The organism is Geodermatophilus sp. URMC 65 (genome assembly GCF_053502545.1).
Genome location: NZ_CP199954.1, coordinates 1854946 through 1874369, shown reverse-complemented (window position 1 = coordinate 1874369; position 19424 = coordinate 1854946). Strand labels below are relative to the sequence as shown.

Below are 19424 nucleotides of genomic sequence, written 5' to 3'. Positions count from 1 at the left end.
AGGCAGCTCCGGGCGGACCCGCAGGTCAGCGGTCGGCGGTCTCCAGGCCGAAGTGCGGCCGGTCGTCCTCGGCGACCAGGTCGAGCTCCTCGGGGTGCTGCTGGATGTAGTGGCGCACGAACGAGCAGTAGGGCAGCACGGTCAGCCCGCGTTCGCGGGCGGCGGCGAGCACGCCGGCGACGAGCGCCGAGCCGAGGCCGCGGCCGCCGACGGAGGGGTCGACCTCGGTGTGCGGCAGCGTCATCGTGCCGTTCTCGACGTGATAGCTGGCCAGACCGACGACACGGTCACCGAGCCGGACCTCGAACCGTCCCCGATCTGGGACGTCGACCACGCTCGTCTCCATGCTGGGCCTCCCCCTCCGCTGGCCCCCGGCGCCGTTGCCGGGACTCGACATGCGTCCAGAGACGGTAACGCCTCGGAACCCCAGGGAGTGCCGCCCCGCCGGGAACGTGTCGCCCTCGTGGGGGACACGCCGCGGCTGGGTAGGGCGCCTGCATGCCCCTGCACTTCCGCCTGACCAAGCGCCTCGGACCGCTCCGCCTGGACCTCAGCCGCCGCGGGATCTCACCCAGCCTGCACGTCGGCCCGGTGGGCTACAGCCCCCGCGGACGCCGCTGGTCGGTACGCCTGCCCGGACCGTTCCGGTACGTGTTCTCACGGCGCCGCTGACGCTCAGGGCCGTGGGTTCGTCCGCGTCCAGCCGCGCTCGTCCCGCCGTCCGCCGAGTGCTGCCCGGCAGCGCCGGCAGACGTCCTGCACCTCCTCGGCGTGGCGACCGGACTCCGGTTGGACGTCGGCCCAGCTGACGTGCGGGAAGCGGGCCAGGCGCGACCTGCTCAGTGACAGGCCGCAGACCGTCTCGTTGCGCCCGCGCTCCCACGCGTGGACCTCACCGGAGGGGTAGCGGATGCCGTCGTCGGGGTCGACCCACTGGCCGGCGGCCGCGACCGCCGCGTTGCGGAGTGCCATGGACGTCCCGGTACCCGCGGCGGCCGGGTGTGCTCAGGTCCAGGTGTGTGCCGCGGCGGTCCAGCGGTCGGCGGACGAGGGGACGGCGGTCCCCGGCGCCTGCTGGGCGAACTCGGCGGGGGGTGGTCGGCAGCCGCCGGGACAGTCGACCGCCACGGGCACCCCGTCGCGCCAGCCCACCGCCGCACACCGGCCACAGGTCGGGCAGGTCTCCCAGGTGAGGCGCTCACCGGTGCTCATGCCGCTCCCCTCCGGGCCACGGACTCTCACGGCCGGGACCGGGGACCGGTGGCCTCGGCCGACCGGCAGTTCCCCTGACGTGACGGTCAGTACCCATGCTGCAGCCGGGCAACCGAGGTGAGGTGCCCCCGGCAGCACCTCGAACCTGCGACACACGGTCCAGGGGTGCGTCTCGTGGGTGATCAGGCGCAACCGGTCGCCGACGGATGTGGCGGTCGACGGGTCCACGGTCACGGAGTTCGTCCGTGTCGAATCCGCTGTTCACTCGTGCTCGTCGATGCGGGTCTCGGTGGCCTCGTACCCGCCGCCAGGCCACTCCCAGCGTCCCTCCGTGGTGCCGGCGATGCGGTCGATCCTGCCCCTGAAGCGCGCCGGGGAGTCCTTGGACCCGTGCCAGATCGTGAGGTCATCCCCCTCGATCTGCCAGAAGTACTCGAGCGCGAACGAGCAGAACGGACCTGGTCCCTCGTTGCTGAAGAACATGGAGCGCAGCGTTTCCTGGGCGTGGTCGTAGCCGATGTACTCGGAGCCCTCGTGCTCGTCGCCGTCGATCCTCATCTCCTGCACGAGGAAGTGACCCCCGGTAGCCAGCGCCGCTTCACCGTGCCCGTGAAGGGCGCGCCGCCAACCAGATCGCGGCCCTCCAGCCGCCCACGTGCCTCTCAGCACGTCGAGCTCGCGCAGCTTCGGGTGGGGCTTCGGGGCACTGGGCCCGCTCGCCTGCTCAGTGCGGTCAGGCTCGGCCATCTCGGCGGTCCTCCGGGACAGACGGTGGTGTGGTGGTCGGATCCTTGGACTGGCTCAGCAGGCGGCACTCATCGCCGCGATGTCATCCACCTCTGCGTGCGCAGCGGATGTGCCGCCAGCTCGGAGGCACCGCGCACCGCATCGTCGAGTACCGGCCCGCGTCCTCGCCCGGCACTCGACCCCGCGCCGGTGCCGCGAGCCGCACACAGCGCACCATCCCGGAGGACCCTGTCCGCGCGGGCGACGGGCACGTCTAGTCACCGACGTCAGGCGGCCCGCCGAGCACCGTCGGAACGTGCTCGAGCAACTGGAGCCGACCGTCGAACGTGCGGCTGTCGGCCAAGTCGAGGGCGATGTCGGGATACCCGTCGAAGATGCGGTCCCTCCCGGTGGCGCCGGTGATGACCGGGAAGACCACCACCCGGAAGCGGTCCACCACGCCGGCTTCGAGCAGGGACCGGCAGAGGCGGAGGCTGCCGACGGTGCGCAGGGGGCGCGAGTCGCGCCGTTTCACGTGCTGCACCCACTCGACGGGGTCCCCACCGACCAACTCGGTGTTGGCCCAGGAGAGTGGCGCCTCCAGCGTGGAGGAGAACACCACCTTGGGCATCGCGGTCAGTGCTGCGAGGCCCGGCTCGTCGGGCATCTCCGCGGCGAACCCGGACATCAGCCGGTACGTCGTCGCACCCAAGAGGGCGGTGTGCTCGCGTTCGGCATCCTGCTCGATCCAGGCGAGGTACTCAGGCCCCTCCATGCCCAGTAGCCGGGCCAGCCCTCCGCGGCCCCGAAACCGTCGAGTGAGGTGATGAAGTCGACCATGAGGCTCGACATCGGGCTGTCCTTCCTCCTGCGGACGTCCTGTGCCGGTGGTGACCGAGGGCGAGCCCGGGAACCCATCGCCCCGGGCGGAGCCGCACCGACGTCCCGCCAGGGAACCCCGACCGCACGTGTCCACGAGCGGAATCCTGGGCGGCTCACCATGGTCGCGGACCCGGGGGATGGCCCGGGTGTCCCGCATGGGTGTCCCCTGCGGCACCGTGCTGCGGCGCCCCGGCCGCGCCGGTGAGACGTCATGGGCGGGGACGCGGGCGACGGGCCGCGTGCCGCCTCAGACCGATGACTTCCCGGCGTCGCGAGGGTCTACCCCGACACGGGCACGCTGCCTACGGGGACGTGAACCGCGCCTCACGGAAGGAGACGTCGGTGGCGCCGCACAGAGTGGGAACGCGCGACGAGTGGCGGGCGGAACGGCTCGAACTCCTCGCGGAGGAGAAGCAGCTGACTCGGCGGAGTGACGAGCTGGCCCGGCGGCGCCAAGAGCTTCCGTGGGTTCGGGTCGAGAAGGACTACCGCTTCGACACCGAACACGGCCCGGCGACGCTGGAGGACCTCTTCCGCGGGCGGTCGCAGCTACTCGTCTACCACTACATGTCCCCGGCCTGCCCGAGCTGTGCCGCCATGGCAGATGGCTTCAACGGCTTCGTCATCCACCTGGAGAACCACGACGTCGCCTTCACCGCGGTGTGCCGGGCTCCCCTCGAGGAGCTGGTCGCCCACAAGAAGCGCATGGGCTGGACCTTCGAGTGGGCGTCGTCGCAGGGCAGCGACTTCAACTACGACTTCGCAGTCTCGTTCACCGACGAGCAGTTGACCGAAGGCGCGGAGTACAACTTCCGCAAGCTCCCGCCCGTGCCCGACCCGGATGCCGCACCGCGCGACCTGCCAGGCATTAGCGCCTTCGCCCTGCAGGACGACGCGGTGCACCACACCTACTCGGCCTACGCGCGCGGCGGCGACGCGCTGTGGGGGATGTACCAGTGGCTCGACCGCGCACCACTCGGCCGCAACGAGACACCCGGCTGGTTCCGACTGCACGACGAGTACTGAGCGCGACCTGGCACAGCCACCGCTCTGCCAGCGCTCGTGGGCTCCTGGCCGTCCCGCTGGACCGCCGCTGTGCGGTGACGGCGGACCGGGACCTCGCACCTCAGCAGCCGCCATGACGCTGGACCGGTACGGCCACCCCTTGGCGACAAGCTGGACGCCGTCGCGGACCGCTCCCGGTCCGCAGCCGGCCCGCGCGAGCCGCGTTCATCCGATCGGCGTCCGTCCAGCACCTCGGCTGGGGTGCCGAACAGCTCGCTGACCTGCAGGTACGCCAGTGCCCCCGGCAGGATTCGAACCTGCGACACACGGTTTAGGAAACCGATGCTCTATCCCCTGAGCTACGGGGGCTCGTCGACGCGGGGCCGACCGGGGCGTACCCGTCGAGGTTAGCGGGCGGGGCGGCGGCCCCGTCCGCGGCGCCCCTACGTGGCTACCGTCGTCCCTGTGATCGGCCTGGTCCTCGAGCTGGTGGTGCTGCTGGCCCTCGTCGGCCTGCTGCTCTACGCGCTGGGCGTCTGGTCCGCGCGTCCTGCAGTCCCACCGGCCGCCGGCCGGCAGCGCCTGTCCGGACGGGAGCAGGCCCGGCTCGCCGACGCCGTCGCCCGCGCCCGGTGGGCGCCGGCGCACGACGAGGTGGACGGCGAGACGCGGGTGCTCCTGCGGCGGTCCTACCCCGGCCCCGACGGGCTGCCGGTCGTGCTCGAGGAGCGCGTCTACACGGCCTTCCCAGCGACCGACCCGGCCTGGGAGTCACGGTTCACCGAGGCGATGTCGGGAGCCCGGTTCCGGTGCTCGTTCCTGAACGCGGAGGAGTCCGCCGGCTGACCGGCCCGGCCGGCGGCCTCCTCGACGAGCCGCACGATGGTCCGCGGCCGGTCCGACTGGGGTGCGTGCCCGGCCCACAGCAGCGGGACGAAGCGGGACCCGGGGACAAGCGGCAGGTAGCGCACCGTCTGCCCCGAGGCGACCCAGTCGGCCACGCCCTGCACGAGGGTGACCGGGCAGTCGATGCGGTCCAGACCCCGCGGGACGTCGAGCAGCAGCCCCCACAGCAGGGTGCGCCAGTAGTCGCGGGAGTCGGCGAACCCCTCGCGCGCTCCGACGGCCTCCGCGGGTGAGGTGCTCCACGGGCGCGCCTTGAGCGGTGCCAGCAGCGCCGCGCGGCCGGGCGCGGAACGGGACAGCGGGTCGACCAGCGGTGCCAGCGTGCGGAGGGCGACCCGTGCCAGCCCCATCCCGCTGCCCTGGGCGACCCGCTCGAGCAGCAGGTTGAGCCCGGACGGCGCGATCGCGACGACGGACCGCGCGCGGCCGCGGACGGCCAGCTCGAGGGCGACCCGGGCGCCCAGCGAGTTGCCGAGCACGTGCACCCGGCCGACGCCCTGCTCGTCGAGGGTCCGCTCGACCGCGTCGGTGAGCGCGGCGACCGTGGGCCGCTCGTCGAGGGCCGGTGAGCTGCCGACCCCGGGGAGGTCGACGTCCAGGACGTCGAAGCGCTCGGCCAGCGACCCGATGACGGCGGCGAAGTCGCGCTGCGAGCTGCCCATCCCGTGGAGCAGCAGGAGTGGTTCGCCGGAGCCGGTACGGGTGAGGGTCAGCGGTCGGGTCACCCCTCCGTGGTACCCGGCGTCCACCCCGGGCCGGAGGTGAGTCTCCTCACGCGGTCAGCGACCCGCGCCGGCCGGCGCGGTGTCCGGGGACCCGACCCGGGCCAGCCCGGTCGACAGCGCGATGGCCACCACGATGCCGATGACCGGCGGGATGCCGATGCCGAGCTCGCCGCTGAGCCAGGCGAGGGAGGCGGCCACCGCGTAGGCGAGCAGGTTCGGCCACCGCACCGCGGGCGGGGTGGTCCCGGTGGGGATGCCGCGCCGCCGCCAGCGGGCGAGGAAGTCGCCGATGATCACGCCACCCAGCGGGGGGATGAACGTGCCGAGCAGCCCCAGGTACTCGACGAGGTGGTTCTGCACGCCGGTGAGCGCGAGCACGGTGCCGATCACCGCGCCGCCGATCACGAACGGGCCCTTGCTGGGACGGTCGAACAGCTCGGCGCCGGCCACCCCGAAGGCGTAGGCGGTGTCGGCGTTGCTCTTCCAGAGGTTCCCGAACAGCAGCACCAGGCCCCAGCCGACCAGCCCGAGCTGGTACAGGACGAGGACGAAGTCGCCCTCGCCGAAGGTCAGCGCCCCGATCGCGCCGAAGAAGACCATGAGCCCGTTGCCGACGAGGAAGCCGATGACGCAGGCCCACACCGCGTGCGAGCCGCGCCGGGCGAACCGGGTCCAGTTGGGCGCCTGGGTGCCGGCGGACACGAACGTGCCGACGACGGTGGTGATGGCGACCGCGACGGCCATCGACGCCGTCGGCCGGATGCTCGTCAGCCCGTCGAGGCCGCCGACCTCCTGCAGCGACCGACCGACCACCCAGAACGCCAGCACGAGGATCAGCGGGGTGGAGACCAGCGACACCCAGTACATGCCGCGGTAGCCCCAGTAGGCCGTGGCGCACATCAGCACGCTGGTGAGGACCATGACCGCGGCCCGGGCACCGTACGAGCGCCAGTCCAGCGCCTCGGCGGTCAGGTCGCCGATGGTGCCGACGACGACGCCGTACCAGCCGATCTGCGTGCCGCCCAGCAGGATCGAGGCCAGCTTGGCGCCGCGGGTGCCGAGCGTGTAGCGGGCCATGACGACGGTGGTGAGGCCGGTTCGCGCTCCGACCCAGCCCATCACGGCCACATAGGCACCGAGGATGAGCGAGCCGGTGAGGATGACGAGCACGAGGTCGTCGAAGGCGAACGCCGGCCCCAGCGTGGCGCCGGCCAGCATCGTCGGGGTGAACACGGTGAAGCCGAGCAGCACGACCGCGATCGAGAAGAACGACTTCCGCGCGTGCGCCGGGACCGGCGTGACCGGGTAGTCCGGGTCGACGACCTCCGTCGTCGGGGCCTCGGACGCGGTCACGACTCCTCCCCGATGTCCTCGAGCCACAGCTCCGGCCGCTCGGCGAGCATCCGCTCCATGAGGGCGAGGCAGTCCGGGTCGTCCAGCACGTCGACCTGCACGCCGCGGGACCGCAGCAGCTCCTCGGAGACCTGGAAGCTGCGGTTCTCACCGACGACGACGCGCGGGATGTCGTAGAGCAGCGCCGTCCCCGCGCACATGAGGCAGGGGGAGAGGGTCGTGTAGAGGACGCTGCGGCGGTACACCGACGCCGGCAGCCGGCCGGCCCGCTCGATGCAGTCGGTCTCCCCGTGCCGGATGGCGCTGGCCATCTGCACGCGGCGGTTGCGGCCGACGGCCAGCACACGGTCGCCGTCCACCAGCGCCGCACCGATCGGGACCCCGCCCTCCTCCCAGCCGATGCGCGCCTGTTCGACGGCCAGGCCGAGGAAGAACCGGTCGCGCTCCTCGGGGGACAGGTCGGTCGGGACGGTGGGCAGCGGTGGTGTGGTCACGGCTCCTCCTCGCGGGACGGCGGCGGTGTGATCGTGCAGGCAGGCCCGGATTCCCGCACCCGACGTCGTGCCCACCCGCTCGCGCGTACCCCGGTGCGGCGGACTGCGCCGGGTCGGACCGCGGGCTGTGGACGACGGCGCCCGGTGTGGACGGCGCTCCCCGGACCGTCGTCCCCGCTGCCGAGCCTGGCCGCCCACCGAACGAGGAGGCCCCCGTGGGGATCAGCACACCCGACGAGCTCGAGCAGCACCTCGCCGACCTGTCGACGGCACTCACCGCACCGGGACCGGACGAGTGCGTGCTGTGCTACGTCGAGCGCATGCTGGCGGCCTTCGGCTGCGACTGCACGCTGCGCTGGGCGCGGCGCTGGCGCGACCTGCGGCTGCTGCGCGCGACCGGCCTGGAGCGTCGCCTCGAGGCCCGTGGTGGCTTCTGCGACTGCGAGGTGTTCCTCAACGGGTGGGGGCTGCGCGCGGACCTGCTCGTCCCCGACGCCGACGGCGAGCCGGCCTGGCCCGCGGAGCGGCCGCCGTGCGCCGAGGTCGGGCCCCGCTCGTCGCAGCCGTGCGCCATCTGGCAGCCCTGGCGACGCCCCCGGTGGGAACGACGGCAGGATGGGGGCCATGGGTCAGGTCGTCGCCACCGCGGAACGGGTCGTCCGAGCGCCGGTGGACCGGGTGCGGTCCGCTCTCGCCGACTACGAGGGGACGCGTCCCCGGGTGCTCCCCGAGCAGTTCAGCGGCTACCGGGTCGAGTCCGGCGGCCAGGGCGCGGGCACCCGCGTCGCCTGGCGCTTCGCCGCCACCTCCAAGCGGGTCCGCGACCAACTGGTCGAGGTCAGCCGGCCCGACCCGGACACCCTGGTCGAGACCGACACCCGCTCCTCGATGGTGACCACCTGGACGCTGCACCCGGCGGACGCCGGGCTGACCACCGTGCGGGTCCGCACCACCTGGAACGGCGCCGGTGGCATCGGCGGCTTCTTCGAGCGCACCTTCGCACCCAAGGGGCTGCGCCGGGTGTACGAGGAGCTGCTGGGCCGGCTCGACCGCGAGGTCGCCACCTCCTGAGGTCGCGGCACGGGTTGCCGGGCAGGGGGACCATGGCGGCGTGACCGCCGTCCCCACCGCCGACCCCGTCGCCGTCGACCGGCCCGCCCTCGACCCGGCCGCCGCAGACCCCGGCCCGCTCGAGGCCCTCGCCGGGCTCGTGGCCGACGGCGACGTCGTGGTGCTGTCGGGAGCCGGCCTGTCCACCGACTCCGGCATCCCCGACTACCGCGGGGCGACCGGGTCGCTGCGGCGGCACACGCCGATGACGTACCAGACGTTCCTGCGCGACCCGCGCGGCCGGCACCGCTACTGGGCGCGCAGCTTCGTGGGCTGGCCGCAGATCCGCGAGGCCCGGCCCAACGCCGGGCACGCCGCGGTCGCCGACCTGCAGCTGGCCGGCCTGGTGGCCGGGGTGATCACGCAGAACGTCGACGGGCTGCACCAGGCAGCCGGCGCGCGGGACGTCGTCGAGCTGCACGGCGGGCTGGACCGCACCATCTGCCTGGCGTGCGGGGACGTCGCCGACCGCGGGGAGCTGCACGAGCGGCTGCGCGCGGTCAACCCGCACTTCGGGCCGCACGTCGACGAGGTCAACCCCGACGGCGACGCCGAGCTGCTCGACGAGCTGCTCGACGGGTTCGTCATGGTCGACTGCCTGGCCTGCGGGCGCGGTCCGCTCAAGCCCGACGTCGTCTTCTTCGGCGAGACGGTGCCGCGCGACCGGGTGGACGCCTGCTTCGCGATGGTCGAGCAGGCCGGCTCCCTGCTGGTGGTGGGCTCCTCGCTGACGGTCATGAGCGGCTACCGGTTCGTGCTGCGCGCCGAGAAGCTCGGCATCCCCGTCGGGCTGGTCAACCTCGGCCCGACCCGCGGTGACGCGAAGGCCGACGTCCGGGTGGACGCCTCGCTGGGGGCGGTGCTGCCCGACCTGGTCCGCCGCGTGGCTGCATGACGCGCGAGGTCGGCCGTACCGAGGACGGCCGCTGGCTGGTCGTCGACGGCCGGCGCTGGCGGGCGGCCGACCCCGCGCTGCCCGACGACGTCCGCGCCCGGCTGCTGCACCACCTCGGGGTGGCGCGCTCGGCGGTCCGCTCGGCCGGTCGAGCCGGCGACGACGCCGCGCTGGCGGCGGCCCGGGCCCGGGTGCAGCTGGCCAAGACGGGGCTGGGGGAGCGCGGGCCCGCCTGGTGGGACCAGGACGACGGGGCGCGCCGGGCCCGCTGGGAGTCCGCCCTCGCGGCCCTGGACGAATGACCTCCCTGCCCCCACCACGGCCCCGTCCAGGGCATCGCCCTGAGCGTGCGAAGGGTGGGGTGGACGGGGTCCTCCCGCCTGCAGGGAGGCCACACGGCGGTTGACGCCGCGCCGGGACGGGCAGGTAGGCCGTCGATGCAGACCTTCCTGCCCGTCGCCGACTTCGAGGAGAGCGCCCGGCTCCTGGACTCGCCCCGCCTGGGCAAGCAGCGGGTGGAGACGCTCCAGGTGCTGCGGGCCCTCGAGCTGCCCGACTACGGCTGGACGTCGCACCCGGTGGTCCGGATGTGGCGCGGGCGGACGCCGGCGCTGGTGGCGTACGGGCTGGCCATGGTCCGGGTGTGGCGGGAACGCGGGTTCGCCGACACCACGCACACGCTGATCGCCGAGTTCGCCCCCGACGTGGTCGGCGTCCCGCAGGAGGAGCTGGCCCGGGCCGGGATGCTGCCCTCCTGGGTGGGCGACGAGGCACTGCACCTGTCGCACCGGTCGAACCTGCTGGCGAAGGAGCCGGACTTCTACCGGCCGCTGTTCGGCCCGCTCTTCGGCGCCGAGCCCGAGGACCTGCCCTACGTGTGGCCCGAGCCCGACGACCTCCGGCCGGCGCCGGAGCCGGAGGGCACGCGGGTGTGGGTGGTGCGCCCCCGGGCGCACAACGAGCTCGGCGCCTGCCTGGCCGCGGGGGTGGTCGGCCTGGGCACCCAGTCGGGCATCGACGTGGACGCCACCGGGCTGTCCCCGGCCGAGCTGCGCGCGCTGTCCAAGGAGATCTCCGGCCGCCGCCCGGCCAAGGACCTGCGCCAGCTCTCGGCCTTCCTCGACGAGGTCCGCCCCGGCGACCCGGTCGCACTGCCCATCGAGCACGGCGCGGGGCTGCTCGTGGGGGAGGTGGTCGGCGACTACCTGTTCGAGGGGCGCGAGCTGCTGCCGCACCGCCGTCCCGCCCGCTGGGACCGCGTCGTGCCGCGCGCCGCCGCCCGCCCGCCGGCCACGCTCCAGGACCCGCGCGCGCTGTTCTCCGTCGTCATCGACCCCGACGTGCTGCCACCGGCGCTGGCCGGCACCACCTACCGCGAGCCGGCCCTGCCGCTGGCGTAGCCGGCGTCGAGCGCCGCGGTCAGCCGCTCGCCGGCCACCGGCCGCCGGTGCCCGGTCGCGGCGACCAGCGTCCACGCCGCGACGTGCAGTCGGCGCAGCTCCAGCCACGGCGCCAGCTCGGCGTCGGAGGGGCCGCCGACCGCGTCCAGCGCGGCCCGGCCGTCGAGCCGGGAGGTGCTGCGCAGGCAGGCGAGGTCCCAGGCGCGCGGCCCGGCGCAGGTGTCCTCGAAGTCGGTCCACCGCCAGCCGTCGGGGGTGGCCAGCAGGTTGCCCGGGTGCGCGTCGCCGTGCAGCCGCACCACCTCGCCGACCAGCCTCGGACGGAGCTCGGCCAGCCGGTCGCGCAGGCGGTCCAGCTGCGCCGGAGCGGCGCCCCACGCCCGCCCCAGCGAGACGAAGCGGGCGAGGTCGTCGAGCGGGGTGTCCAGCGGCGCGCCGTCCACCGGCATCGCGGCCAGGTGCCGGTGCAGCTCGACCAGCGCCGCGGCCGTCTCCCCGGCGGACGGCGCCACCGGCAGCACCTCGACGAGCCGCCAGAAGGAGAGCTCGAGGCCCGCGTACCGGTGCGGCCCCGGCGGCAGCAGATCGCTGGGCGGGACCACCGGCGCGCCCGCCGCCGCGAGCGCACCGGCGACCGCCAGGTCCCGGGCGAACGAGCGCAGTGGGCTGGTGCGCAGCAGCGGCGTCAGGGTCGCCACGCGCGCCACGACCGGCGCCGGCGCCAGGTGGACGACGACGTTGACGCCGTCCCGCAGGACCCGCGGCTCGGTCGGACGGATCCCGTGCTCGGCGGCCACCGCTCGGGCGGCGCGCAGGGCCCGCGCCGCCCGGCCCCCTGCAGGCGGAAGGACCCCGTCCTCCCCGCCGTTCGCCAGCTCAGGGCGGTGCCCTGGACGGGGCCGGGGCGGGTGCAGGGGGGTCCTCCATCACGCGCCGGGCCGGCGCACGTTCTGCAGCCGCACCTGGCCGCGGGCGACCAGCTTGCCGTCGTCGGCCCGGGTGAGCAGGACCTGCCAGAGCTGCTGCGTGCGGCCCTGCTGCACCGGCTCGGCGACGACCTGCAGCCGCCCCTCGGTCATCGAGCGGATGAAGTCGGTGTTGTTGTTGACGCCGACGGCGAACTGCCCGTCGTCGGCCACCGCGACGCTCGCGCCGATGCTGGCCGCGGACTCGATGACGGCGCAGTAGAGCCCGCCGTGGACGACACCCCACGGGGTGTGCTGCTCGGGCCCGACCTGGACCGTGCCGGTCACGCGGGTGCCGCTGACCTCGCCGACCTCGAAGGCGGTGGCGGCGACGAACGGGCTGGCCGAGGCGAGGTCGACCGCGGGCAGGTCGGCGCTCATGCGGCGTCCCACACGAGGCAGAACGGGTGGCCCACCGGGTCGGCGTAGACGCGGAAGTCGCCTCCGCCGCCGGGCAGCGAGCGCGCGCCGAGCGCGAGCGCCTTCGGCTCGGCCTCCTCGATGTCGGCCACCCGGACGTCGAGGTGGAACTGCTGCGGGCGCTGCGGGTCGGGCCAGGCCGGGGGCGTGAGGTCCGGCGCCTGCTGGAAGGCCAGCCGGTACCCCTGACCGGTGACGACGACCCAGTCGTCGCCCGGGGAGCCCTTGCTGACCTCCATCCCCAGCAGGTCGGCGTAGAACGTCGCGAGGGCGTACGCGTCCGGGGCGTCGATGACGACGGAGTGCAACTGGCCGATCATGGGCCCATCCTGCGGGCCGGGGGAGTGGCGGGCCAGCGGTGATCCGGCCGCCCGCCGCGACGATCGGGCCATCGGGGCAGGATCGTCCCCGTGGACTCCTCGACCGCCCCCCGGCTCGGCTCGCTGACCTGGATCCCCGCCGCTGAGCGGCCCGAGCTGCTCGCCGCCCCGGTGGCCGCGGCGCTGGGCGCGCTGGCGGCCCCCGCCTGGGTCGCCGAGATCGACCCCGACCTCGCCGACACCGCCGCCTTCACCGAGGCCTACGGGGTGCCGCTGGAGGTCTCGGCGAACTGCGTGGTCGTCGCCGCCCGCCGTGCCGGGCAGACCGAGCTCGCCGCGTGCCTGGTCCCGGCGACCACCCGTGCCGACGTCAACGGCCTGGTGCGCCGCCACCTCGGCGCCCGCAAGGTCTCCTTCGCGCCGCAGGACGTCGCCGTCGCCGAGAGCGGCATGGAGTACGGGGGCATCACCCCGCTGGGGCTGCCGCCGTCCTGGCCGGTGCTGGTCGACCCCGCCGTCGCGGCCGCCGACCTCGTGGTCGTCGGGTCGGGCACCCGGGGCAGCAAGCTGGCGGTGTCCGGGGCCGCGCTGACCGCGCTGCCCGCCGCGGAGGTCCTCGAGGGGCTGGGCCACCCGGTCGCCGAGCCGCCGCGCCCGGCTGCGGCGGCTCCGGCCGAGCGGGCTCCCGACGACCGGGACGTCGGCTGGGGCGAGCGCCCCGAGGAGCTGTCGGCCGCCGACCGGCGCTACCTCGAGGACCGCCCGCCGCACTGGGGCAGCGACTGAGCAAGGACCCTCCTGCCCCCGCCACTCGCAGGCTCGCGGCGGGACCCTGCACGCGGTCGTCGACCGGTTCGCCGAGTTCCTGACCCCGCTGGTCCACCTGGTGGGCGGCGGCGGTCAGCTCGGTGGCGCCTCCGCGGTCGACGGCCAGCAGCTCGACGACGTTGCCGCGCAGCAGGAAGTCCGTGAAGCCCGTGAGCACGGGCGTCATCCACCCGCACCCACACGGAGCGCAACAGGTCCAGCACCCGGCGTCGAGCGTGGCGGGAGGCTGAGGGTGAGCGTCGCGGTGGTGGCCGCGGCGGCGAGCCGGGCCGCGGTGTCGGCGTCGACGGCGAGCAGCAGCAGGCCGTCGTCCTCCGGCCCGGGGGTGGCCAGGACCGGCGCCCCGGCGGCGACCACCTCGGCGCGGGCGGCGCCCGGCGGCGTGGCCAGGACGTCGACCCGGTCACCCGGCTGCACCAGCGCGCTGACCGCGAGGTCGGCGGGGCGCACCGGCGCGGCGACCTGGCCGGGACCGAGCTGGGCGGTCAGGCCCGCCCCGACCAGGGCGGCGTCGGTGAGCGGCTCGCCGGCCCGGACGCCGCCGGCGAGCACCTGGCCCTCGACCGCGGCCGGTTCCTCGACCGTGCCGGCGGGGCGCAGCTCGGGCGGATAGTGCGCGACGGTGACGTCCCCAGCAGTCAGGACGGCGCCGGCCGCGAGGTCGGCCGCGGCGACGACGACCGGGACGGCGGCCGGAGCGCCGGCCGGTGCGGGAGCAGGGCGCAGGGCCAGGACGAGAGCGGTGGCGGCGAGGAGCGCAGCGAGGACCTGGCGGGCGGTGTGCAGCGGCCGGCGCGGGCGGCGGAGGCGGACCATGCGCCCACGCTGACCCCCCGCGACCGGCTGGAGGACGGCGGACGCCGGGTTGTGGAACCGGCGACCACCTGTGGACCGCGGGTCAGCCGGCGGCGGCGCTGCTCGAAGAGCTGGAACCGCTCGACGAGGAGGAGTCCGAGGACGACGGGGTGGACGCGGCGGGCGCGGCGTCCTTCTTGCCGTTGCCGTTGCCGTTGGAGGACGGGCTCGACTCGCCGGACGAGGAGCTGGACCGGCTGTCGGTGCGGTAGAAGCCCGAGCCCTTGAAGACCACGCCGATCGAGCCGTAGACCTTGCGCACCGGGCTGCCGCACTCGGGGCACTCGCTCACCGGGGCGTCGGTGAAGCTCTGCACCACCTCGAACTGGTGCTTCCCGTCGGGGTTGGTGCAGGCGTACTGGTACGTGGGCACGGTGGTGGTACTCCTCGTCGGACGGGCCGGGTTGGCACTCTCACCCGGCGACTGCCAATGATGCGCGTCGCTCCGGCATCCGTCCACGTGCTGTCGGCGAGTGTGAGGTCTGCGTCGAGCGAGGGTCCACGTGCGGCAGGCCACGAGGGCCGCCTTGCGGTGGCGAGGGTCCCGTGTGCGCTGAGGTCGCCGACGACGTCCAGCCGGTCCGGGTGGAGGTCCTCTGCTGGTGCGGGCTCCCGGGGCTGCTCGACGCCCGGGTGGTGGACGGCGCGGTGGTCCGGTCGCCGCTGGTCACCGGGGATGAGGTCGTGCGCGGCCCCGACGGGCCTCCGCTCAGCTGAGCGGGCCGACCACCCGGAAGCTCAGGCTGGTGCGGCCCCCGGCCTCCTCGACGCCGAGCTTCTCCAGCCGCGTCCCGGCAACGTCGTCGAAGAGGCGCCGCCCGCTCCCGAGCAGCACCGGCATGACGTCGATGCGCAGCTCGTCGACGAGCCCGGCGGCGAGCAGCTGCCGATTCAGGTCAGCACCACCGACGACGGTCACGGCCCTGTCGCCGGCGGCAGCGGTGGCCTGGGCGACCGCCGACTCGAGGCCGTCGGTGACGAACGTGAAGTACAGGTCCTCGTCGCGCTTGGGCTCCCGCTCCGGTGCCTGGTGGGTGAGCACGAACAGCGGCACCTGGAACTCGTAGCCGTCGACCCAGAGGTCGGGATCGCCGCCCATGTCGAAGGTCCGGCGGCCCATCAGGACCGCGCCGGTCTCGGCCTGCAGCGCCTTCATGTAGGCGGAGTCCTGGAGGGCCTCCAGGTCGGTGTACAGCGCGCCGGCGCTCCCGTTCGCGTCCTCGTAGTAGCCGTCGAGCGACAGGGTGAGGCCAGCGATCAGTGTCATGCCGGGAGAGACTGCCGGACGCCCGCGAACTCATCGCAGACGCAGAACGGCACACGCGGCCCAGCGGCGAGCCGAGCCCGCGGATCTTCGGGCAGCTGCCGGTCAGGGGACGTTCCGACACGTGCCACTCCGCCGGGTCGCCGTGCGAGTGCACGAACGACTGGCGGCCCTGCGCTGGGTGGGCGTGCGGGTCCTCCTCGCCGGCCTGGGGGCCGCGGTCCCGAGCCGCCAGCGCCCGGACACGACGAGCGCTCCGTTCCCATCGCCTCGACGCGCGGTGGGACCTGCCTGACCGGCCCGTCGTCGGAGGGAACCACGGCCGACACGGCAGACGGACGGTCAGCCGGCCTCGACCACCGCTGCTGCGACGACCAGGTCCTGCCAGGACATCCCGACGCTCTTGAAGACCAGCGGCCGGTCGGCCGGCGGGGGAGCCGCGCCGGTCACGAGGTCGCGCACGGGCACGAGGTCGGCGGCGGTCAGCGCGCCCTCGGCGATGGCCAGCACCACGTCCCCGGCCTCGCGCAGCGCGGTCGCGACGTCCTCGACCACCACGGTGCCCCGGCCCAGGAGCGGCGCGTCGAGTTCGCGGGCGTCGGGCTCGTGCGAGCCGACCGCGACCACCACGGCGTCGTCGCGCAGCAGGCTCGAGTCGAACAACGGCGCGCGGGCCGAGGTCGCGCAGACGACGACGTCCGCGGCCCGCAGCGCCTCGTCGGCGTCCGCGGAGCCGAGCCGCACCGCCTCCACCGGAGTCCGGGACGGATCGCGGACCAGGTGGGTGACGCCGGCCAGCGGGCGGACGGCGGCCAGCGTGGTGGCGTGCCCGGTGGCCTGGGGTCCGGCCCCTACCACGGCCACGCGCAGCGGCCGGTCGGGCAGGGCCGGGAGGACGGCGGCGACCGACACGGCCGGGGTGCGCAGCGTGGTCAGCGCCGTGCCGTCGAGCACCGCGCGCAGCGCGAGGGTCTCCCGGTCGAAGAGCAGGTAGGCGGCCTGGATGCGGGGCAGGCCGCGGGCCGGGTTGTCCGGCGCGACGGTGGCCACCTTGATCCCCGCCGCGGCCGGCGTCTCCGAGGGCATGAGCAGGAACTGGCCGTGCGACAGGCCGACCGCCGTGCGGGGTGGGTCGGCCGCGGGGTCCAGGCCGCCGCGCAGCGCGTCGGTGATCGCCCGGACCGCGCCGGCCGGGCCGAGCGCGGCGACGGCGTCCGCGTCGAGGAACCTCACCGCAGCACGGTCGTCACAGGCGCCACGGCGGCACCCTGCCACACCGAGGGACAGCGGCTCCTGGTCCAGGTCGTCCAGCCCGCCTCGTTCCCGGCCAGCGCGGCGTCGTGCGCACCGGACCCGGGTCCGGTGCGCACGCGGTCGGGGCGGCCGGTGGGGAGGCGCCGCCTCCCTACGCTCGGACCGTGACCACCGCCGCGGGGATCGGGGCGTGAGCGTCCAGGGAGCCGTGCTCGGCTTCGGCCTCGTCGCCCTGCTGCTGACCATCACCCCGGGCCTCGACACCGCCCTGGTCCTCCGCGCCGCCATCACGCGGGGACGACGGGATGCGGTGGCCACGGCGCTCGGGGTGGTCGCCGGCGTCCTGGCGTGGGGCGCCGCCGCCGCGGTCGGGGTGTCCGCCCTGCTGACCGCGTCCACCATCGCCTACGACGTCCTCCGGCTCGTCGGCGCCGGCTACCTGGTCTGGCTCGGCGGGCGGATCCTGTGGCGCCTGGTCCGCCACCCTGCCGAGGCGGCCGCCGGCTCGTCCCGGTCGCCGGGAGGAGCCTGGCGGTCGGCCCGCACCGGTCTGCTGACCAACCTGCTCAACCCGAAGGTCGGCGCCTTCTACGTGTCCGTGCTGCCGCAGTTCCTCCCGCCGGGGACCCCGGCCCTCGGCATGGGCGTGCTGCTGGCCCTCGTCCACGCGGCGCTGAGCCTCGTCTGGTTCGCCGTCCTCGTCCTCGGTGCGGTGGCCGCCCGCCGGTGGCTGCAGCGCCCGGGGGTCAGCCGGACCGTCGAGGGCGTCACCGGTGTCGCCCTGCTCGGTCTCGGCCTGCGGCTCGCTCTGCCCGGCGGCTGACCGGGGCACGGAGGGACGTGCCCGTCGCCCGGCGGGGCAGGATCCGGGGTCCTGCCCTCGACCGGGAGGAGAGCGCCGCCGTGACCGAGCCCCGACCGCCGTTCCCGCCGTTCGACCGCGACGGCGCGCTGACCAAGGTGCAGGCCGCCGAGGATGCGTGGAACACCCGCGACCCGCACCGCGTGAGCCTGGCCTACACCGAGGACTCCGTCTGGCGGAACCGCGACGAGTTCCTCACCGGCCGGGCGGAGATCGTCGAGTTCCTGACCCGCAAGTGGGCGCGCGAGCTCGACTACGTGCTGCGCAAGAGCCTGTGGGGCTCCACCGACGACCGCATCGCCGTCCGGTTCCAGTACGAGTGGCACGACGCCGCAGGGCAGTGGTTCTGCAGCTACGGCAACGAGCTCTGGGAGTCCGACGAGCGTGGTCTCATGTGCCGTCGCGAGGCGAGCACCAACGACGTCCCCATCGCCGGGACCGACCGGCGGTGGCACGGCCCGCGCCCTGACGTCGAAACGGGGCCCGGGATACGACATCCCCCTCCGCTGAGCCGCTGCAGCAGGCATCCCCCCTGCTCAGAGGGGTGTGCGTCACAGCGCGGGAGGGGCGTCTCCGCTACCGTGGAGTTGCGCAACCGAGTCGCGACCCACCGATCGTGGCCGAGCGCAGGCACAGGCGGGAGGCACTGTGGCCCTCCCGTCGTCGCGTCCGCGCGCCGCGTCGTCCCCGCTGCCCGCCGGGACGCTGCTGCCGGCGGCGTCCGACGAGGCGTTCGAGCGGTTCGTGCGGCTGGTCCGCCACCAGCTGTCGGTGCCGGTGGCGCTGGTGACACTGGTGAGCGCCGAGGAGCAGGTCTTCCCCGGCGCCGCCGGGCTGCCCGAGCCATACCAGAGCGAGCGGCGCACCCCCCTGAGCCACTCGTTCTGCCAGCACGTGGTCGCCTCGTCCGAGCCGCTGGTCGTCGAGGACGCGCGGCGCCACCCCCTGGTCCGGCACAACCTCGCCGTCCCCGACCTGCACGTCGTCGCCTACGCAGGGATGCCGCTGGTGGACGCCGACGGCCGGGTGATCGGCTCGCTGTGCGCCATCGACTCCCAGCCGCGGCACTGGACCGACACCGACCTGGCGGTGCTCACCGACCTGGCCGGCGCCTGCTCCTCGGAGCTGCAGCTGCGGATCATGACCGCGCGCGCCGCGCAGGCCGCCGACGTCGCCGCCCGCGAGTGGCGGCCACCCAGCAGCTGCTGGAGGAGCGCAGCAGCGTCGCGGAGACGTTGCAGCGGGCGATGCTGCCGCAGCTCCCGGAGCCCGGCGGGCTGCAGATGGCCGGCCGCTACCTGCCCGCGCACGGCAACGACCGGGTGGGCGGTGACTGGTTCGACGGCTTCTGCACCGCGGACGACGTCACGGTGCTGGCGATCGGCGACACCGTCGGCCACGACATCGCCGCCGCCGCGGACATGAGCCAGCTGCGGACGCTGCTGCGCGGCTACGCCGTCGACCGCGGCGAGGTCCCCTCCGACACGATGCAGCGCCTGGACCGGGCGATGGCCCGGCTGCCGGTGAGCGCCATCGCCTCGATCGTCCTGGCCCGCATCGAGCCCGCGCAGCCCGACGGGTCGCGGCGGCTGCGCTGGACCAACGCTGGCCACCCGCCGCCGCTGCTGCTGCGCCCCGACGGCACGGTCGACGTGCTGCGCACCCCGCCGGACATGCTCGTCGGCATCGACCCCACCCGGCCGCGCCGGGACCACGCGACGGGCCTGCCCGGAGGCGGCACGCTGCTGCTCTACACCGACGGCCTGATCGAGCGCCGCAGCACCGGCCAGGACATCGACGCCGGCATCGCCGCCCTCGCCGCCACGCTCGGCGGGCTGGAGGAGCTGCCGGTCGACGCGATCCTCGACCGCGTGCTGGCACCGGTCCGCTACGACCGCGAGGACGACATCGCCGCCCTCGCCATCCGCGTCGAGGGCTGACCTCCGGC

General features: G+C 74.9%; 26 protein-coding genes, 1 tRNA gene and 3 pseudogenes. 14 read left to right on the top strand and 16 right to left on the bottom strand.

Annotated elements, in window-relative coordinates; genetic code table 11:
- Positions 1-25: 25 nt before the first annotated feature.
- Positions 26-346: a GNAT family N-acetyltransferase gene (locus tag ACWIX7_RS09090; protein WP_448621217.1), complete on the bottom strand. Its 321-nt coding sequence runs from the start codon at positions 344-346 to the stop codon at positions 26-28.
- A 152-nt stretch (positions 347-498) separates the two neighbouring features.
- On the opposite strand from ACWIX7_RS09090, the gene ACWIX7_RS09085 reads away from it, so the two are divergent.
- A complete protein-coding gene (locus ACWIX7_RS09085; RefSeq protein WP_448621216.1) occupies positions 499-672 on the top strand; it encodes a DUF4236 domain-containing protein in 174 nt (57 codons plus the stop codon).
- Positions 673-675: 3 nt separating this feature from the next.
- Here the strand turns inward: ACWIX7_RS09085 and ACWIX7_RS09080 are convergent, their stop codons facing one another.
- From ACWIX7_RS09080 to ACWIX7_RS09065, 4 genes are all read right to left on the bottom strand, one after another.
- Positions 676-972, bottom strand: coding sequence for a hypothetical protein (locus ACWIX7_RS09080; protein WP_448621215.1), 297 nt, complete (start codon positions 970-972; stop codon positions 676-678).
- A 33-nt stretch (positions 973-1005) separates the two neighbouring features.
- Positions 1006-1212: a hypothetical protein gene (locus ACWIX7_RS09075; RefSeq protein WP_448621214.1), complete on the bottom strand. Its 207-nt coding sequence runs from the start codon at positions 1210-1212 to the stop codon at positions 1006-1008.
- Between the two features lie 261 nt (positions 1213-1473).
- Complete coding sequence (locus tag ACWIX7_RS09070) at positions 1474-1770, bottom strand: hypothetical protein (protein WP_448621213.1); 297 nt, start codon at positions 1768-1770, stop codon at positions 1474-1476.
- A 442-nt stretch (positions 1771-2212) separates the two neighbouring features.
- Positions 2213-2713: a dihydrofolate reductase family protein gene (locus tag ACWIX7_RS09065; RefSeq protein ID WP_448621212.1), complete on the bottom strand. Its 501-nt coding sequence runs from the start codon at positions 2711-2713 to the stop codon at positions 2213-2215.
- A gap of 449 nt (positions 2714-3162) precedes the next feature.
- Between ACWIX7_RS09065 and ACWIX7_RS09060 the strand changes: the two genes are divergently transcribed.
- Positions 3163-3846 carry a DUF899 domain-containing protein gene (locus tag ACWIX7_RS09060; protein WP_448621211.1) on the top strand — a complete coding sequence of 228 codons (684 nt, stop codon included), beginning with the start codon at positions 3163-3165 and terminating at the stop codon, positions 3844-3846.
- A 275-nt stretch (positions 3847-4121) separates the two neighbouring features.
- Here the strand turns inward: ACWIX7_RS09060 and ACWIX7_RS09055 are convergent.
- Positions 4122-4194: transfer RNA gene (locus ACWIX7_RS09055), tRNA-Arg, on the bottom strand.
- Between the two features lie 96 nt (positions 4195-4290).
- Here ACWIX7_RS09055 and ACWIX7_RS09050 point away from each other — a divergent pair.
- Positions 4291-4671 (top strand): hypothetical protein, encoded by a 381-nt coding sequence (locus ACWIX7_RS09050; RefSeq protein ID WP_448621210.1) that lies wholly within the window; start codon positions 4291-4293, stop codon positions 4669-4671.
- Here ACWIX7_RS09050 and ACWIX7_RS09045 read toward each other — a convergent pair.
- Genes ACWIX7_RS09045 through ACWIX7_RS09035 form a run of 3 tightly spaced genes read right to left on the bottom strand, consistent with a single transcriptional unit; the run spans position 4560 to position 7303 of the window.
- Complete coding sequence (locus ACWIX7_RS09045) at positions 4560-5456, bottom strand: alpha/beta fold hydrolase (RefSeq protein WP_448621209.1); 897 nt, start codon at positions 5454-5456, stop codon at positions 4560-4562. The two genes, ACWIX7_RS09050 and ACWIX7_RS09045, sit on opposite strands and share 112 nt — an antisense overlap.
- A gap of 54 nt (positions 5457-5510) precedes the next feature.
- The gene (codB, locus tag ACWIX7_RS09040) at positions 5511-6809 is read right to left on the bottom strand and encodes a cytosine permease (protein WP_448621208.1); all 1299 of its coding nucleotides are present in this window, start codon (positions 6807-6809) and stop codon (positions 5511-5513) included.
- The gene (locus tag ACWIX7_RS09035) at positions 6806-7303 is read right to left on the bottom strand and encodes a nucleoside deaminase (protein WP_448621207.1); all 498 of its coding nucleotides are present in this window, start codon (positions 7301-7303) and stop codon (positions 6806-6808) included. The genes codB and ACWIX7_RS09035 overlap by 4 nt, the downstream gene beginning before the upstream one ends.
- Here ACWIX7_RS09035 and ACWIX7_RS09030 point away from each other — a divergent pair.
- From ACWIX7_RS09030 to ACWIX7_RS09010, 5 genes and pseudogenes are all read left to right on the top strand, one after another.
- Positions 7291-7749 (top strand): annotated as a pseudogene (locus tag ACWIX7_RS09030) (DUF2695 domain-containing protein); the annotation flags it as partial. The gene ACWIX7_RS09035 and the pseudogene ACWIX7_RS09030 sit on opposite strands and share 13 nt — an antisense overlap.
- Before the next feature lie 178 nt (positions 7750-7927).
- Entirely contained in the window at positions 7928-8374 is a 447-nt protein-coding gene (locus ACWIX7_RS09025; protein WP_448621206.1) for an SRPBCC family protein, read from the top strand.
- Between the two features lie 40 nt (positions 8375-8414).
- A complete protein-coding gene (locus ACWIX7_RS09020) occupies positions 8415-9308 on the top strand; it encodes an NAD-dependent protein deacetylase (protein WP_448621205.1) in 894 nt (297 codons plus the stop codon).
- Positions 9305-9610, top strand: coding sequence for a biopolymer transporter Tol (locus tag ACWIX7_RS09015; RefSeq protein ID WP_448621204.1), 306 nt, complete (start codon positions 9305-9307; stop codon positions 9608-9610). Before ACWIX7_RS09020 ends, ACWIX7_RS09015 begins: the two co-directional genes overlap by 4 nt.
- A 135-nt stretch (positions 9611-9745) precedes the next feature.
- Positions 9746-10708, top strand: a complete 963-nt coding sequence (locus tag ACWIX7_RS09010; RefSeq protein WP_448621203.1) for an MSMEG_6728 family protein — start codon at positions 9746-9748, stop codon at positions 10706-10708.
- Here the strand turns inward: ACWIX7_RS09010 and ACWIX7_RS09005 are convergent.
- From ACWIX7_RS09005 to ACWIX7_RS08995, 3 genes are all read right to left on the bottom strand, one after another.
- Complete coding sequence (locus tag ACWIX7_RS09005; RefSeq protein ID WP_448621202.1) at positions 10678-11505, bottom strand: phosphotransferase family protein; 828 nt, start codon at positions 11503-11505, stop codon at positions 10678-10680. The two genes, ACWIX7_RS09010 and ACWIX7_RS09005, sit on opposite strands and share 31 nt — an antisense overlap.
- A 129-nt stretch (positions 11506-11634) precedes the next feature.
- Entirely contained in the window at positions 11635-12054 is a 420-nt protein-coding gene (locus ACWIX7_RS09000) for a PaaI family thioesterase (protein ID WP_448621201.1), read from the bottom strand.
- Complete coding sequence (locus tag ACWIX7_RS08995) at positions 12051-12413, bottom strand: VOC family protein (protein ID WP_448621200.1); 363 nt, start codon at positions 12411-12413, stop codon at positions 12051-12053. Before ACWIX7_RS08995 ends, ACWIX7_RS09000 begins: the two co-directional genes overlap by 4 nt.
- A gap of 90 nt (positions 12414-12503) precedes the next feature.
- On the opposite strand from ACWIX7_RS08995, the gene ACWIX7_RS08990 reads away from it, so the two are divergent.
- Positions 12504-13199: a YbaK/EbsC family protein gene (locus tag ACWIX7_RS08990; RefSeq protein WP_448621199.1), complete on the top strand. Its 696-nt coding sequence runs from the start codon at positions 12504-12506 to the stop codon at positions 13197-13199.
- A 204-nt stretch (positions 13200-13403) separates the two neighbouring features.
- On the opposite strand, the gene cpaB is transcribed toward ACWIX7_RS08990, so the two are convergent.
- The gene (gene cpaB, locus ACWIX7_RS08985; RefSeq protein WP_448621198.1) at positions 13404-14057 is read right to left on the bottom strand and encodes a Flp pilus assembly protein CpaB; all 654 of its coding nucleotides are present in this window, start codon (positions 14055-14057) and stop codon (positions 13404-13406) included.
- An 82-nt stretch (positions 14058-14139) separates the two neighbouring features.
- Positions 14140-14469: an FmdB family zinc ribbon protein gene (locus tag ACWIX7_RS08980; protein WP_448621197.1), complete on the bottom strand. Its 330-nt coding sequence runs from the start codon at positions 14467-14469 to the stop codon at positions 14140-14142.
- A gap of 173 nt (positions 14470-14642) precedes the next feature.
- Here ACWIX7_RS08980 and ACWIX7_RS08975 point away from each other — a divergent pair, with 173 nt between their 5' ends.
- Positions 14643-14813, top strand: coding sequence for a hypothetical protein (locus ACWIX7_RS08975; RefSeq protein WP_448621196.1), 171 nt, complete (start codon positions 14643-14645; stop codon positions 14811-14813).
- Here ACWIX7_RS08975 and ACWIX7_RS08970 read toward each other — a convergent pair.
- Complete coding sequence (locus tag ACWIX7_RS08970) at positions 14806-15363, bottom strand: dihydrofolate reductase family protein (RefSeq protein WP_448621195.1); 558 nt, start codon at positions 15361-15363, stop codon at positions 14806-14808. The genes ACWIX7_RS08975 and ACWIX7_RS08970 overlap by 8 nt on opposite strands.
- A 339-nt stretch (positions 15364-15702) precedes the next feature.
- Positions 15703-16593 carry an ornithine cyclodeaminase family protein gene (locus ACWIX7_RS08965; RefSeq protein WP_448621194.1) on the bottom strand — a complete coding sequence of 297 codons (891 nt, stop codon included), beginning with the start codon at positions 16591-16593 and terminating at the stop codon, positions 15703-15705.
- Positions 16594-16804: 211 nt separating this feature from the next.
- On the opposite strand from ACWIX7_RS08965, the gene ACWIX7_RS08960 reads away from it, so the two are divergent.
- From ACWIX7_RS08960 to ACWIX7_RS08945, 4 genes and pseudogenes are all read left to right on the top strand, one after another.
- On the top strand, positions 16805-17437 hold the full coding sequence (locus ACWIX7_RS08960; RefSeq protein ID WP_448621193.1) for a LysE family translocator: 633 nt from the start codon (positions 16805-16807) through the stop codon (positions 17435-17437).
- Positions 17341-17868, top strand: a pseudogene (locus ACWIX7_RS08955) (DUF1348 family protein); the annotation flags it as partial. The gene ACWIX7_RS08960 and the pseudogene ACWIX7_RS08955, both read left to right, overlap by 97 nt.
- A 154-nt stretch (positions 17869-18022) precedes the next feature.
- Positions 18023-18589, top strand: a pseudogene (locus ACWIX7_RS08950) (GAF domain-containing protein); the annotation flags it as partial.
- A gap of 71 nt (positions 18590-18660) precedes the next feature.
- The gene (locus tag ACWIX7_RS08945) at positions 18661-19416 is read left to right on the top strand and encodes a PP2C family protein-serine/threonine phosphatase (protein WP_448622143.1); all 756 of its coding nucleotides are present in this window, start codon (positions 18661-18663) and stop codon (positions 19414-19416) included.
- Positions 19417-19424 lie beyond the last annotated feature (8 nt).